Annotated in this window: 17 protein-coding genes; 10 read left to right on the plus strand and 7 right to left on the minus strand. The window is 57.2% G+C overall.

Features of this window, described 5'->3' with window-relative positions; all coding sequences use genetic code 11:
- The first annotated feature begins 1 nt into the window (after position 1).
- The 5 genes from VGL70_07860 to VGL70_07880 all read left to right on the plus strand — a co-directional run bounded on the left by VGL70_07860 (position 2) and on the right by VGL70_07880 (position 2,558).
- Complete coding sequence (locus VGL70_07860) at positions 2-274, plus strand: hypothetical protein (protein ID HEY3303433.1); 273 nt, start codon at positions 2-4, stop codon at positions 272-274.
- Positions 271-642 (plus strand): clan AA aspartic protease, encoded by a 372-nt coding sequence (locus VGL70_07865; protein ID HEY3303434.1) that lies wholly within the window; start codon positions 271-273, stop codon positions 640-642. Before VGL70_07860 ends, VGL70_07865 begins: the two co-directional genes overlap by 4 nt.
- Positions 643-723: 81 nt before the next feature.
- Positions 724-1,737, plus strand: coding sequence for an LLM class flavin-dependent oxidoreductase (locus VGL70_07870; protein ID HEY3303435.1), 1,014 nt, complete (start codon positions 724-726; stop codon positions 1,735-1,737).
- Positions 1,738-1,779: 42 nt separating this feature from the next.
- On the plus strand, positions 1,780-2,181 hold the full coding sequence (locus VGL70_07875; protein ID HEY3303436.1) for a RidA family protein: 402 nt from the start codon (positions 1,780-1,782) through the stop codon (positions 2,179-2,181).
- 209 nt (positions 2,182-2,390) lie between these two features.
- Complete coding sequence (locus VGL70_07880) at positions 2,391-2,558, plus strand: hypothetical protein (protein ID HEY3303437.1); 168 nt, start codon at positions 2,391-2,393, stop codon at positions 2,556-2,558.
- A 123-nt stretch (positions 2,559-2,681) separates the two neighbouring features.
- Here VGL70_07880 and VGL70_07885 read toward each other — a convergent pair whose 3' ends face one another.
- On the minus strand, positions 2,682-3,158 hold the full coding sequence (locus tag VGL70_07885; protein HEY3303438.1) for a hypothetical protein: 477 nt from the start codon (positions 3,156-3,158) through the stop codon (positions 2,682-2,684).
- A gap of 132 nt (positions 3,159-3,290) precedes the next feature.
- Between VGL70_07885 and rpoZ the strand changes: the two genes are divergently transcribed.
- From rpoZ to VGL70_07910, 5 genes are all read left to right on the plus strand, one after another.
- Positions 3,291-3,494: a DNA-directed RNA polymerase subunit omega gene (rpoZ, locus tag VGL70_07890; GenBank protein HEY3303439.1), complete on the plus strand. Its 204-nt coding sequence runs from the start codon at positions 3,291-3,293 to the stop codon at positions 3,492-3,494.
- A 175-nt stretch (positions 3,495-3,669) separates the two neighbouring features.
- A complete protein-coding gene (locus VGL70_07895; GenBank protein ID HEY3303440.1) occupies positions 3,670-4,632 on the plus strand; it encodes an RNA polymerase factor sigma-32 in 963 nt (320 codons plus the stop codon).
- 130 nt (positions 4,633-4,762) lie between these two features.
- Positions 4,763-5,215 (plus strand): SRPBCC domain-containing protein, encoded by a 453-nt coding sequence (locus tag VGL70_07900; protein HEY3303441.1) that lies wholly within the window; start codon positions 4,763-4,765, stop codon positions 5,213-5,215.
- Between the two features lies 1 nt (position 5,216).
- On the plus strand, positions 5,217-6,098 hold the full coding sequence (locus VGL70_07905) for a xanthine dehydrogenase family protein subunit M (GenBank protein HEY3303442.1): 882 nt from the start codon (positions 5,217-5,219) through the stop codon (positions 6,096-6,098).
- 1 nt (position 6,099) lies between these two features.
- A complete protein-coding gene (locus VGL70_07910) occupies positions 6,100-6,630 on the plus strand; it encodes a (2Fe-2S)-binding protein (protein HEY3303443.1) in 531 nt (176 codons plus the stop codon).
- Here the strand turns inward: VGL70_07910 and VGL70_07915 are convergent.
- From VGL70_07915 to dtd, 6 genes are all read right to left on the minus strand, one after another.
- Positions 6,627-8,054 (minus strand): UbiD family decarboxylase, encoded by a 1,428-nt coding sequence (locus VGL70_07915; protein ID HEY3303444.1) that lies wholly within the window; start codon positions 8,052-8,054, stop codon positions 6,627-6,629. The two genes, VGL70_07910 and VGL70_07915, sit on opposite strands and share 4 nt — an antisense overlap.
- A gap of 142 nt (positions 8,055-8,196) precedes the next feature.
- Positions 8,197-9,120: an ABC transporter permease subunit gene (locus VGL70_07920; protein HEY3303445.1), complete on the minus strand. Its 924-nt coding sequence runs from the start codon at positions 9,118-9,120 to the stop codon at positions 8,197-8,199.
- A 3-nt stretch (positions 9,121-9,123) separates the two neighbouring features.
- Positions 9,124-10,056, minus strand: coding sequence for an ABC transporter ATP-binding protein (locus tag VGL70_07925; protein ID HEY3303446.1), 933 nt, complete (start codon positions 10,054-10,056; stop codon positions 9,124-9,126).
- Complete coding sequence (locus VGL70_07930; protein HEY3303447.1) at positions 10,053-11,258, minus strand: NEW3 domain-containing protein; 1,206 nt, start codon at positions 11,256-11,258, stop codon at positions 10,053-10,055. Before VGL70_07930 ends, VGL70_07925 begins: the two co-directional genes overlap by 4 nt.
- A gap of 118 nt (positions 11,259-11,376) precedes the next feature.
- Positions 11,377-11,829: a tRNA (uridine(34)/cytosine(34)/5-carboxymethylaminomethyluridine(34)-2'-O)-methyltransferase TrmL gene (gene trmL, locus VGL70_07935; protein ID HEY3303448.1), complete on the minus strand. Its 453-nt coding sequence runs from the start codon at positions 11,827-11,829 to the stop codon at positions 11,377-11,379.
- Positions 11,829-12,269: a D-aminoacyl-tRNA deacylase gene (gene dtd, locus VGL70_07940; GenBank protein ID HEY3303449.1), complete on the minus strand. Its 441-nt coding sequence runs from the start codon at positions 12,267-12,269 to the stop codon at positions 11,829-11,831. Before dtd ends, trmL begins: the two co-directional genes overlap by 1 nt.
- Positions 12,270-12,353: the final 84 nt, after the last annotated feature.

Raw genomic sequence — 12,353 nt, forward strand, 5'->3', positions numbered from 1 at the left:
GATGAAATCCCAACCCCGTTATAGCAGAGAAGAGTTTGCCCGCCGCGGCGATGAGATATATGAACGTCTGCTTCGTTCCACTTTGCAAGGTGAAAACGAGGCCAAATTCGTAGCCATCGACATCGAAACCGGAGCGTACGAGGTAGGTGCGGATGAACTCGCTGCTTCTGACCGCTTGCTCGCCCGAGTCCCGAACGCCCAGATATGGCTGCGGCGGATCGGAGCGCGTTTTGCGCATCGCTTCGGATTTCACCGGCAGTCGCCGCCGGAATGATTAGCGGGCTGGTCACGGGCGACGGCCAGGCTGTTATTCACCTGACAGTGCGCGGTCCTACCGGGCAAGAGCAAGATATCGAAGCGGTCATTGACACAGGTTTCGACGGGTGGCTCAGTTTGCCGTCTTCAATCATCGCTTCTCTGAACCTGGTTTGGCGACAGCGTGGCCGTGCAATCTTAGCGGACGGCAGCGAGAACGTTTTTGATATATACGAGGGAGCCGTGTTTTGGGACGGGCAGGCTCGTCGCATCCCTGTACACGAGGCCGAAACCACGCCCTTAGTTGGCATGTCGCTGCTTCAGGGTTACGAGTTGAATGTCCAAATCGAACCTGGCGGGAAGGTCACCATAAGGGCCAGACCCTAGCGAAAATTTTGTTAACTCGCCGTTCAAACTGCCCGTAGCATCAGGCTTCGCGGCTTAGCGGCATCACGTTATTCATAGACCGTGCAGATCGACATCGAGTTCAATTCCGGCGCGCAGTTGCCGATGGATGCGATTCCGGAGCTCGCCCGGTTGGCGGAGGCGAATGGGTTCGCCTGCGCGTGGGGAGGTGAAGCGAACAACAAAGATCCGACGGTGATGCTGTCGGCGATCGCAGCGGCTACGAAACGCCTGAAAGTCGGCTCTGCCGTCTATCACATTCTCGGGCGGACGCCGGCGACGCTCGCTCTGCAAGCAGTCGGACTCGATGAATTATCGCAAGGGCGGTTTCTTCTCGGCATCGGCGTGTCCAATCCAACGATCGCCAAGTGGCACGGGCTTCCGTCCGACCGGCCGCTCGGACGGATCAAAGAATATCTGGACATCGTTCGCCGGGCGATGAGCGGAGAAAAATTGAATTTCTCCGGCGAATTTTATTCCGCCTCCGGCTTTAAGTTGGCGTTCAAGCCCTCGGGCAGAAAAATTCCGGTTTATCTCGCCGCCTTTGGCCCCAAGATGACGCGCCTTGCCGGCATGTTGACCGACGGCGTCTTGATCAACATGGCCAATCCGACGGAGATTCGCCGCATCGCCGATCAGGCCCGGGCCGGGGCCACTGAAGCCGGAAAAAATCCCGACGCCTTGGAAATTATTTGCAAGATCCGCTGCTCCGTCGCCCACGATCGATCCGAGGCGCGCGAAGCGTTGAGCCACGCGTTGACCTACTATGCTCTGGCGGACTACTACCGCGACCTCTTGACCCGAATGGGTTTCGGTTCTGAGATCGAAGCGATGCGCGCCGCCTGGCAATCGGGTGGATTCCACGCCGCGCGAGCTTTGATCACCGATCGTCTCTTTGAAGGTTTGCCGATGGCGGCGGTGACCTCCGTCGAAGAGATTCGTGAAAAGCTCAAACCCTATGGGGCCGCCGGCGCGACGCGTATTATTTTGCCTTACGTGGCTGCATCGAAAGATGTCGTCGGAGAATTGAAAAGCTTTATCGCTGCGTGGGGGAAGGCGGCACCTAAGAGTCGGTGACGAGCCGGCCTTTCAATTTTCGAGCAAAACGAGGAGGGAAGAATGTCCTTTGAACTGCTGAACCCTTCCGGTCTGGAGCGGCCAGTCGGTTACGCGCATGTGGCCAAGGTCACATCCGGTAAAATTGTCTTTGTCGCCGGACAGGCGCCGTTCGATTCCGCCGGGGCGGTCGTCGGCAAAGGCGACTTTGTCGCGCAATTCCGCCAGGTCATGCATAACCTCAAGCTGGCCGTGGAAGGCGCGGGCGGCACGCCTACACAGTTCGCCGTCCTGACGATGTATTTGACCGATCTACCTGCCTATCTCGCCAACAAGAAAGCGCTCGGCGCCGCCTACCGGGAAGTCTTCGGTAAGTATTTCCCCGCTATAACGCTGGTCGAGGTCAAGAGCCTATACCATCCAGACTGCATGGTAGAAATTTCCGGAGTCGCCGTCATCGACTGACTCACCACCGTCAGATTCCCGGCAATTTATTGGCGATTCGCTGGGTAATTTTGTTCCATATTGCGGCAGTTACTAACCAAACCTGTTACTGAATTACGTGCCTTTACGAGGGTCGTCGCAGACATTTCAAGTAGTTAAGTGTATGGCACATCCATTGCTTCATTTTCCGCAGCATGAGCCAACTCGAAATCACAGGAAATTCCAACAGAATGGAAGGTTTCGACTACCCCACTCTGGAAGAGATCATTTCTTTGTGGCAATCCTACAAGTCGAACGGCGGCCTGGCGCCCGAAGAGGCCTGGGACGCCATCGCGGCGAGCCTGGCCCTGGACATGGTGTTTTCCGGGCACGTCCGCGCGAAGAACGTCGAACAGTAAGACCCCGGTACCTCTCCCTCCAACCGCCCGCTCGGTTTAACCTCGTACCATAAGAACGCCCCGAACGTGAGTGATTGCCAGCACGGCAGTGCTCTTTTGATTTTAGGGCAGCGACTCTGATGATCAAGTTTGTTCGGCCTGAGGGTCGGCTCGGGCGATTAGATCCAAAAACGCTTGTATGTGGGGGCGCTCAGAAGCCGCGATCTGCCGCAGCAGCTCTGCCGTCTCCGGCGCCTGCTCGGTGACGAGGGCGGCGCGCTCAAGAAGGCGAGTCTCGAGCGCTCTATGATCGTTTAAGTCTTGCGCCATTCTCTGCCAGTGATTTTTTCCGGACGTGATCTCCAAAGCGATGTCTTCCAGGTTTGTTCCCGAGCCGACCAGCTTGTCTCTCAAAAGATCGGCGCTCGACTGTTTTTCTTGGGCCAGGCGGCGCAGTAGCTGCGCCACGTGGGGGTAGGGCGCCCTATCGGCGTGGCGTGAAATCTGTTCGGCCAGGCTGCACAGATCCCGATAGCTTTCCATGAGGATATCTGCCGGTTCCGTAGACTTGGATTTTCCGTTGCGCAATATTTCCCGCACCTTCCTGAAGAGCTCGATCATGCCCGCGTTCTTCTCCGTGCGCAGAACATATAGGAGTATGAACCCGGCTTGTCAAGCGCTACGTCGAAACGCGTGGGCTGTTTGACTAGAGACGGAAAATCTGTTGAAGTGTTTCTACCCTGAGGAAAGAATATGGCCCGTATTACCGTGGAGGATTGTTTGGAAAAGGTTCAGAGCCGCTTCGAGTTGGTGATGTTGGCCTCTCGGCGGGCTAGGCAGCTTTTTAAAGGCGCCAAGCCCTTGATCGAAAGCAACAACCGCGAGGTGGTTGTGGCTTTGCGAGAGATTGCCGCGGGAGAAGTAAAGAAGGCTTCGAAAGATCTCAAGCTGGCATAAGTCCCTTCACGTTCCTTTCTTTTCCTTCGGTCTCGATCCGGATTCCCTCGATAGTCTTCTCGTGGATTCCTTGTAAAGGCGCCGGAAAGAAGGTAGATTTTTTTGACAGCAAAGGGCGCATTTCCGGCCCGCGGTGGAGTGGTTGCAAAGCGATCCGCGGCGGCCGAGAGCTTCGATGGCTAAGCGGAAGGACGATCGCGAAGAGAAGGCCTTTCCAGACGAGATCGATCTGCAAAAAAAGATCGATCTCACGGACGAAGATAAATCTCCCTCCAAAGATCTTGTCCCCTTTGAGCCGCTCCAGAGATATCTGGCGGAGATCCGCCGGTATCCGTTGTTGAGCCGTGAGGAAGAGCATCGGCTGGCGGTCGAATACAAAGAGTACGGCAACATCGAAGCCGCCTACAAACTCGTCACCTCGAATTTACGGCTGGTGGTGATGATCGCGCGGGAGTATCAGAAGGCCTTCCGTAATCTTCTGGATCTCATTCAGGAGGGCAACATCGGACTCATGGAGGCGGTCAAAAATTTCGATCCCTATCGCGGCATCCGTTTCCCATCTTACGCCGTGTGGTGGGTCCGGGCGTACATCATTCGCTACATCATCAACGACTGGCGCATGGTCAAGATCGGGACGACGCAGGCGCAGCGAAAACTCTTTTTCAATCTGCAAAAGGAAAAGGAAAAGCTCGAGGCCGAAGGCTTTATTCCGGGTCCGAAGCTCCTGGCGCAGCGCTTGAACGTGAAAGAAGGCGAAGTCGTGGAGATGGAACAAAGGCTCGGCAACCGCGACCTATCCACGGACGTTCCGGTGGGTGAGGACGGGGAAGCCACCTTGCTTCATTTTTTGCCGGACAATAAGGAGACGCCGGAAGAGCGCGTCGCGGCCGCCGAGTACCGCCAGGTTCTCGGCGAGAAGATCGAGGAATTCGCCGGCGGACTAAAAGATAAAGAATTGGTCATATTCCGCGAGCGGCTTTTGAACGAGGAGCCGCTGACGCTCAGGGAAATCGGCGAGCGATACGGCATCAGCCGGGAGCGCGTGCGGCAAATCGAAGACCGGTTGAAGAAAAAACTCAAAGAATATCTAAGCCGTGAATTCAAAGACATCAAGGACACCGTTGTCGGCGCTAACTAGCGCCACGCCGCCTCTTCAGCTCGTCTAACTTTTTCCTATCTCCGGGCTTATGAACCCTAGTTTCGGTAACGCAAGTCTGCTTGCGACTTGGAATCGTATTTGATAGCTAAAACGGCGAGGAGGATTCGCCTTGCAATTTCAACGGGAGATCGAGATTAAAAACTCGAAAGAGCGAGTGTGGCAGTTTCTCTGGGACGTCGACCGCTTTATCGCTTGTGTCCCGGGATGCCGCGACGCCGCCACGGTGGAAGCGGGGAAGCGCTACACCGCGACCATGTCGGAAAGGGTCGGCCCTTTTCGGGTCGAGTTCCCGATGCGGATCGATGTGCTCGAAAGCCGGGAGCTTTCGTACATCAAGGCGCAGGCCACGGGAAACGACAGCAAAATCGGGAGCCGCATGAAGGTCGATCTTGAAGTCCGTCTGGCCGGCAACGGAGAAAAGACGACGATGTCTTTGATTACGGCGGTGGATATCGTCGGCAAGCTGGCGACTTTGGGCCACAGCATCATCAAGCGGAGAGCGGATCAGGTGATGGATGAATTCGCTCAGGCAGTGAAGCAGAAATTGGAAGGAACCGCCTAGAATGTTGCGGCGGTTTCGCCTGGAAGAGCCGGAGACCGTCCAGGAAGCGTCTCAACTGCTCGCCCGCCATGGAGAAGCGGCCCGCATCTATGCCGGCGGCACCGAACTGCTGCTCGTGATGAAAGAGGGGCTCGCCCACTACGAGCGCCTTGTCAACGTCAAAAAAATCCCCCATCTGGACGAGGTGAAGCTCACCGACGGTTTTGTTTCGATCGGCGCGCTCTCCACTCATAGACAACTTTTATTCTCTCCCGTGGTGCGGCGGCATCTTCCCGCTTTTGCCGGCATGGAGGCCAACGTGGCCAACATTCGCGTCCGCGAAGTCGGAACCATCGGCGGCAATCTTTGCTTCGCCGAGCCGCATGCCGACCCGGGGACTCTTCTGTTGGCTTTAGGCGCGAAGGTCATCGCGGCGAAGAATACCGGGCAGCGGGAGATCCTGATCGAGAAATTTTTCGTCGACGCTTATGAAACCTGCCTCGAACCCGACGAACTCCTCACCGAAATCCGCGTGCCGCGACTTCCTGCCCGCTCCGGAGTCGCTTACTTGAAATTCGGCTATCTCGAGCGTCCCAGTGTAGGCGTGGCTCTATTCTTGTCTCTGGATGGAAACGGGAAATCGGTCGGCGACGCGCGCATCGCCGTCGGCTGTGTGGGACCTACGGCGAGGCGGATTCAAGAAGCCGAGTCGCTGCTAGAGGGGAAATCCGTCGATGAAGCATCTCGTCTAATCGCCGAAGCCGGCGCCGCCGCCGCGCGCGCCAGCCAGGCGATCAGCGATCTCCACGGATCGCAGGATTATAAGGAGCATATCGTCGGGGTTCTTTTGAAGCGGGCTTTCCGGCAAGCGGTCGAGCAGTGCCGGCAACGAGTGGAAGGGTAGGATGATGGCAAGCTTGATGTCCAAACCGCGCGGCGCTCAGACGATTCCGGTTTCTTTCATCGTCAACGGAAAAGCGTACGAGCTGGAAGTAGAGCCGCATGAATTATTGCTGGATGTGATACGAGACCGGTTGGGATTGACGGGCGCGAAGAGGTCCTGCGATGTCGAAGTCTGCGGCGCCTGCACCCTGCTCCTGGACGGCAGACCGGTCAGCGCGTGCACTTTGCCGGCGTTCGAGGCGAGGGGAAGGCAGGTCCAGACCATCGAGGGCCTGGCTGAAAACGGCAAGCTCCATCCGCTTCAGCAAGCGTTCATCGAGCACGGTGGATTTCAGTGCGGCTTTTGCACGCCGGGAATGATTCTGGCGGCGAAGGCGATGCTGGAAGAGAATCCGGACCCCACGGAGGAACAGATCAAACACTTCATGCACGGCAACATCTGCCGCTGCACGGGTTACAAAAAGATCATCGAATCGATTTTAGCCGCGGCCAAAAAGATGCGCGCGCCGCTGTCCGCGAAGCGTAAATCCTAGTCGCCGATCCCGTACTCTTCCCACTTGGCCGCGACCCGATCGAGGTGTTCCTTGGGTGGAAGCGAAATCCCCGGGTAATCATGTTTCCGGGTCGCGTCGATCGCCAACCGCGAGCCCACGTCTCGGATCGGGTCGTGCTGCGGCACCGTCCTCGGCGCCTGCGAAGGATCGAGGCCGACGGCTTGCACGTCGCGCTCGATGTAGACGTCCTTGCCGGGCCGGACTCTCCAGCTAAGCGCCCAGTCCACGTCAAAATCGTCCCAAACGTCGATGTCGTCGTCGACCACCACGGTGATTTTGCCGAAGCCCGTTCTCAACGACCAGACCCCGTACATGAGCTGTCTGACCTGTCCGTCGAATTGTTTTTTCATCGACACTACGACATAAGCGCCGCTGCCGCCGGCTTCTTTGAGGCGCAAATCTTTGATCGGCAGGCGGAGATTGTATTTCAGATGCTTGAATAGCGGCCACTCGCGCCCGACGCCACGGATGCAGCTCGACTCCGATGGAGGGCGCTGACTGATGAACGCCTGATAAATGGGATTATTCCGGAACGTCATGCATTTGATATTAAAGACCGGCTGTTTGCCCGCGGGGCCCATATAACCCGTATATTCACCGAACGGTCCCTCCATTTCACGCACGTTCGCGGGAATTTCTCCTTCCAGCACGATCTCGGCGGTGGCGGGAACTTCCAGCGGGACGGTTTCGCACGGGACCATCTCCACCGGTTCACCTCTGAGAGCTCCGGCTACGGCAAACTCGTCGAGCTCTTCTGATATTTTAGATACCGAAACGTAGCCGATGGTCGGGTCGGCGCCGATGACGACCGCCACCGGCGTAGGCTTGTTATGTTCGTCGTTTTTCCTCAAGTGCCAGGCCGCGTCCTGCCGCTTGCCGAAGAGAAAACCGGTTTTGTTCGGTCCTTTGACCTCCATGCGATACGTCCCTACGTTGCGCACTCCGGTCTCCGGGTCTTTGGTGATTACGTAAGGCGACGTGAGGAACGGCCCCGGATCTTCTCCCACCGTCCACACGGGCACGGGAAGTCTTAGGAGATCGACTTGATGGCAACGTAAGATGTTCTCCTTGCACGGAGCTTGGGAATTTTTGACCATCACCGGCGGGATCGGCTTGTCCAACGCGTGGTCCCACTTTCGGTTGATCCCTTCGACCGAATCGGTCTCAAGGCCGATCGCGTAAATCTGCCGCGAAGCGCCGAGAACGCCTGCGGCAATGGGCATGTCAAACCCCTTGATGTTTTCGAACAACAAGGCAGGCCGCCGCTCGGGGGGAAGCTTGTAGAATAACTGGCGGCAAACCGCGGCAACCTCCCAATCTTTATCGACGGCCTTCTTTATCCTTTTGAGCTTGCCTCTCTCTTCTAGAGCGGACAAATAAGTCCTTAAATCACGATAAGCCACTTTCCCCTCCTCGTTGCGAGCAAATTTGACCTGCTGGTGTCTACATTAGATTATTTTGACCTTTATAGTCAATACATAAAACATTTCAAGAGGGGTGTCGCTTTTTAACAAGTGGAGCATCTCGCCAAAGGGGGTGACAGAGTTAGGCCCGAATCTCGGTGCGCATAAACTTGATGTAGCAGATGCCGAAGCAGACGCCGACAAGCGCGATCAAAGTCGTGAACTGCGGCAAAATGAGAAGAAGGCTTTGCCCTAGAGCCAGCGGCGTCAGCAGGATTCCCTGAGTTTGTTCTTCCAGGGCGGCCCCCAATACCCGCGCCGTTGGGTTGAGCACGATATGTACCGATTCTTCGTACAGTGTGGTCGGAGATATGCGGCCGATCATCGCGGCGAGATCGGCCTGACGCAGCATCTCTTCCGGCGTTGAGGGATTGGGAACGATGAAGTTCGCTGTAATCTGGGCGATCAGCGGGGCGAAGATTGCAAGGAATAGCCAGAGCGCCAGAGAGCCTAAAGCTGCGGTCACGGTCCGCTGGAACAACAGCGAGAAAAGCATCGCCAAGACGAGCCAGAAACCGACGTAAACGATTCCCACGACGGTATAGATCAGCATGCGCCAGAGCTCTTCGGCGTTGGGCGGAAAGCCCACGAGCGCTATGCCCAGCCCTATCACCAAAAGTAAAATGGAACCCCAAAGGGTCGCTACCGTGGCGAGTCCGGCGAGGAATTTTCCGTTGATCAGACTGTCTCGATAGATCGGCTGCGAGAGCACCCGGCTGAGCGTGCCGCGCGCGTACTCGCCGCTGATGGCGTCGAACCCGAGCATGATGCCCACCAGCGGACCGAGTAGTCCGAGAAACGTAGCGAGCGACAAAAGTCCGCCGCTCTGCGATGTCAGGAGCAAAAGAAAAACAAACGCGGCCGAAGCGTTTTCGGCATCCTGCCGGATCGACTGCCCGGAAGCGTAGATCGCCCAGACGCCGGTCAATACGATAATGGCCAGGAGAATCATGAAGCGGCGGCTGCTGAAATGGTCGGCAATCTCTTTCCAGAAAACTACGCTCATGTTTTACGTCTCTCGAAAGTACTTAAGGTAAATTTCTTCCAGAGTCGTGTCTTCAGTCCGGAGCTGCAGGAGAGCGAGTCCTTTTCGCAACACCAACGACACCACCTCCCGCCGCACGTCTTGGGTGCAGCGCAGGAACCAGCCGCGGCTCCGCTGCTCGATCGCGGCCACGCCGGGAAGAGAGCGCAGCTCGTTTTCGATTCCGTCCGCGCGTCCATCGACCTCGATCAGAAAATTCCACTGGCGCTCTTCAAACATCGCGCTGCCGAGCTTGTCCACCTCTCCTTGGACGATCATTTTTCCTTTGACGATGATGCCCACGCGATGGCACATCTGCTGCACCTGATGCAGCAGATGCGAAGAAAGCAGGACCGTAAGGCCGCGCTCGCGGTTGAGACCCGTAATGAGTTCAAGGATGCGAACCGCGCCGTCGGGATCGAGCCCCAGCGTGGGCTCGTCGAGGATGAGCACCTGCGGCTCTTTGACCAGGACCTCGGCGATGCCGAGGCGCTGCTTCATCCCGCGCGAGTACTCCCTCACGTTGCGGTCGCCGTCGCTCGACAAACCTACCTGTTCCAACAGCCGGTCGATTTTGTCGCGCGCTTCTTTCTCCGGAATTCGATTCAGCCGGGCGATGTAGAGGAGATTCTCCCGGCCGCTGAGATCCTCGTAAAAGCCGGGGTTTTCCGGCAGGTAGCCGACGCGCTTTTTGACTTCGAGAGGTTGCCGCTTGGGATCGAATCCGCAAACCCGAGCCTCCCCGGCGGTAGGCTCGGTCAGGCCCAGGAGCGTCAGGATCGTCGTCGTCTTGCCGGCGCCGTTCGGCCCGAGGAATCCGAAAATCTCGCCTTGCTCGACGCCGAAGCTGAGGGCGTTGACGGCGATCAGGTCGCGATAGCGCTTAGTAAGATTGGTGGTTTCGATAACTGCGGTCATCGCCGCCCCAGGCGCCAAAAAACGATTGCGAGCCCCAAAACCACGGCGCCGACGATCGCCGCGCCGATCCAGCCCCACAGCGTCGCGGTCGCGACGGTGACTCTGAAATCGATGGACTTGTTCACGTCCGTGCTATTGGCAACGACCGATATGAGGTAGTCGCCGGCGATGGCACGCGCGGGAGCCGTGATCTCCATCGAGATCTCCTCCACCTTGCCGGAATCGAGGCCATTAATCTTGTCCGGCTTGAAATCGATCGTCCACTTGTCGGGCTTTTTCGTGATAAAGCTGAGGTTGCGGATGGGCGCCGTACCGCTATTGAGTACGAGGAAGGGAACTGGAGTTTTCTGTCCCGCCGTCACCGATGTACTGACCGATCCTGACGCCGTACCCATCTTCAGGTCGGTGACTCCCCGCAGCGTGACTTTAACATTAGTCGATGCCTCGAAAGCGCCCGCGCGCGCCCGGATCGTGACCGGATGCTCGGCCGCGTCGGCCCGCGCGGGGGAATCTATCTCGACGCTCAGGCTTTCGGTGCCGTTTTCCTTGAGCTGGATCGAAGAGATCTGCGTGTCGCCGAATTGCGGCTTGAAGCGCACCGCCCATCCGGTCGGCGCCTGCGCGACAAGAGAGGCGGTCAGCGGCTTGTTGGTCTCATTTTTCAGATCGACGGTGAATTTTAAAGTCTGGCCGGAAGGGGTCGTCAGGACCGGGTATTGGCTCGTGAGCTTGAGTCCACCCGTCTCGACTTTCTTCGAGGTGACGCGAAAATTCACCGTGGCGACGTATTGCGTCGGTCCGTTGGTATCTTTGGCGGTCACCTTGACCGGATAGGTCCCGGGCTTGGTGTTGTCGGGAACTTTGGCTTTGAATTCGAGGGTGGTCGATTTGGTATTCGATTGATCGCTTGCCTGCACCATGACCGTGCGAACGGGATAACTCGGATAGCGGGAGTTGAAATTGACGTCCCAACCTTGCGGCACGGTGTCGATCGACAGGCTCACTTCAACCGGCTGTCGCGAGCGGTTGACCACCTCCGCATCCATCGTTGCCTCTTGCCCTTGCCCGACGGTCAGGTCCTTAAAGGGCAGAATCAGGTTGAACGATTCCTTGGAAGGCTCGGCGGTTTCTTTCTTCTCAGTTTGCGCCTCGGCGGCTAAGATCGGCTGCCCGAAAAGAGCGAAAAATAGAAGCAAAGCCATGAATAAAGACAAGGCAACGGATGTGTTCCGTTGCAACGGTCCCACACTCATTGAAAATCCCCCCGTTTGAAAATTTGGCGTTTAGTTAATCATACCTGACTTGCAGGTCAATACCTGCTCAAACTTTTTCTAGCTGTCTTAAGGCCTCGTAGAGCACGATCGAAACCGCGTTGGAGAGATTGAGGCTCCTGACCGCTTGCGTCATCATGGGTATACGAAACGTCCGATCGGCGTGTGCGTCCAGGAATTCTTGGGGCAGGCCGCGCGTCTCCTGGCCGAAGACGAGAAAATCTCCGTCCCGGTACCTCGCCTGCGTGTAGGACTGGGCGGCTTTTTTTGAAAAGTAAAGCAGCGAGCCCTCTGCATGCTTGCGCAGGAAATCTTCCCACGAATCGTGCAGCCGGACATCCACGTGAGGCCAGTAGTCCAGGCCGGCGCGCTTCAAATGTTTGTCGTCGATCTTGAATCCGAGCGGCGCCACGAGATGAAGCGGCGTTTGGGTCGCCGCGCAAAGCCGCGCGATGCTTCCGGTGTTTTGCGGAATCTCGGGGTGATACAAAACCACATGCATCATTCGCTGTCCAAGATCAATGTGACCGGGCCGTCGTTAACGAGAGTCACTTCCATTTTCGCCTGGAATTTTCCCGTGGCTACTTTGAGTCCCAGGTCCTTGAGCTTCCCGACGAAGGACTCGTAGAGCCGCTCGGCCTCTTCCGCCGCCGCCGCCCGGCTGAAAGAGGGGCGCCTTCCTTTGGCGCAGTCGCCGTACAACGTAAATTCCGAGACGACGAGCACTTCGCCGCCGACTTGAGCGAGGGAGCGGTTCAGCTTTCCGCTCTCGTCTTCGAAGATTCTCAGGTCGGCGATTTTCCCGGCGAGATAATCGGCGTTCCGTTCTGTGTCGCCTTTCGCGACGCCGAGAAAAAGGCACAGGCCGGCGGCGATTTTACCGATCTCAGTTCCATCCGCGGTGACTTTCGCCTCTTTCACCCGCTGCACGAGCAAGCGCATGGTGCCAGATAAAGGTATTTCCTCTCGGAAAACAAGGAGCAGAAAAATCTTGAGCGGAGAGCGAAATTCACGAAAGGACTATCC

Source organism: Candidatus Binatia bacterium (assembly GCA_036504975.1).
Lineage (GTDB): Bacteria > Desulfobacterota > Binatia > UBA9968 > UBA9968 > JAJPJQ01.

What these genes read in the sequence shown, in the direction of transcription:
- trmL (HEY3303448.1), bottom strand. Translation starts at nt 11,829, where the DNA reads ATGCATGTGGTTTTGTATCACCCCGAGATTCCGCAAAACACCGGAAGC.
- VGL70_07930 (HEY3303447.1), bottom strand. Translation starts at nt 11,258, where the DNA reads ATGGCTTTGCTTCTATTTTTCGCTCTTTTCGGGCAGCCGATCTTAGCC.
- VGL70_07895 (HEY3303440.1), top strand. Translation starts at nt 3,670, where the DNA reads ATGGCTAAGCGGAAGGACGATCGCGAAGAGAAGGCCTTTCCAGACGAG.
- VGL70_07860 (HEY3303433.1), top strand. Translation starts at nt 2, where the DNA reads ATGAAATCCCAACCCCGTTATAGCAGAGAAGAGTTTGCCCGCCGCGGC.
- VGL70_07910 (HEY3303443.1), top strand. Translation starts at nt 6,100, where the DNA reads ATGATGGCAAGCTTGATGTCCAAACCGCGCGGCGCTCAGACGATTCCG.
- dtd (HEY3303449.1), bottom strand. Translation starts at nt 12,269, where the DNA reads ATGCGCTTGCTCGTGCAGCGGGTGAAAGAGGCGAAAGTCACCGCGGAT.
- VGL70_07925 (HEY3303446.1), bottom strand. Translation starts at nt 10,056, where the DNA reads ATGACCGCAGTTATCGAAACCACCAATCTTACTAAGCGCTATCGCGAC.
- VGL70_07880 (HEY3303437.1), top strand. Translation starts at nt 2,391, where the DNA reads ATGGAAGGTTTCGACTACCCCACTCTGGAAGAGATCATTTCTTTGTGG.
- rpoZ (HEY3303439.1), top strand. Translation starts at nt 3,291, where the DNA reads ATGGCCCGTATTACCGTGGAGGATTGTTTGGAAAAGGTTCAGAGCCGC.
- VGL70_07885 (HEY3303438.1), bottom strand. Translation starts at nt 3,158, where the DNA reads ATGATCGAGCTCTTCAGGAAGGTGCGGGAAATATTGCGCAACGGAAAA.
- VGL70_07920 (HEY3303445.1), bottom strand. Translation starts at nt 9,120, where the DNA reads ATGAGCGTAGTTTTCTGGAAAGAGATTGCCGACCATTTCAGCAGCCGC.
- VGL70_07875 (HEY3303436.1), top strand. Translation starts at nt 1,780, where the DNA reads ATGTCCTTTGAACTGCTGAACCCTTCCGGTCTGGAGCGGCCAGTCGGT.
- VGL70_07905 (HEY3303442.1), top strand. Translation starts at nt 5,217, where the DNA reads ATGTTGCGGCGGTTTCGCCTGGAAGAGCCGGAGACCGTCCAGGAAGCG.
- VGL70_07865 (HEY3303434.1), top strand. Translation starts at nt 271, where the DNA reads ATGATTAGCGGGCTGGTCACGGGCGACGGCCAGGCTGTTATTCACCTG.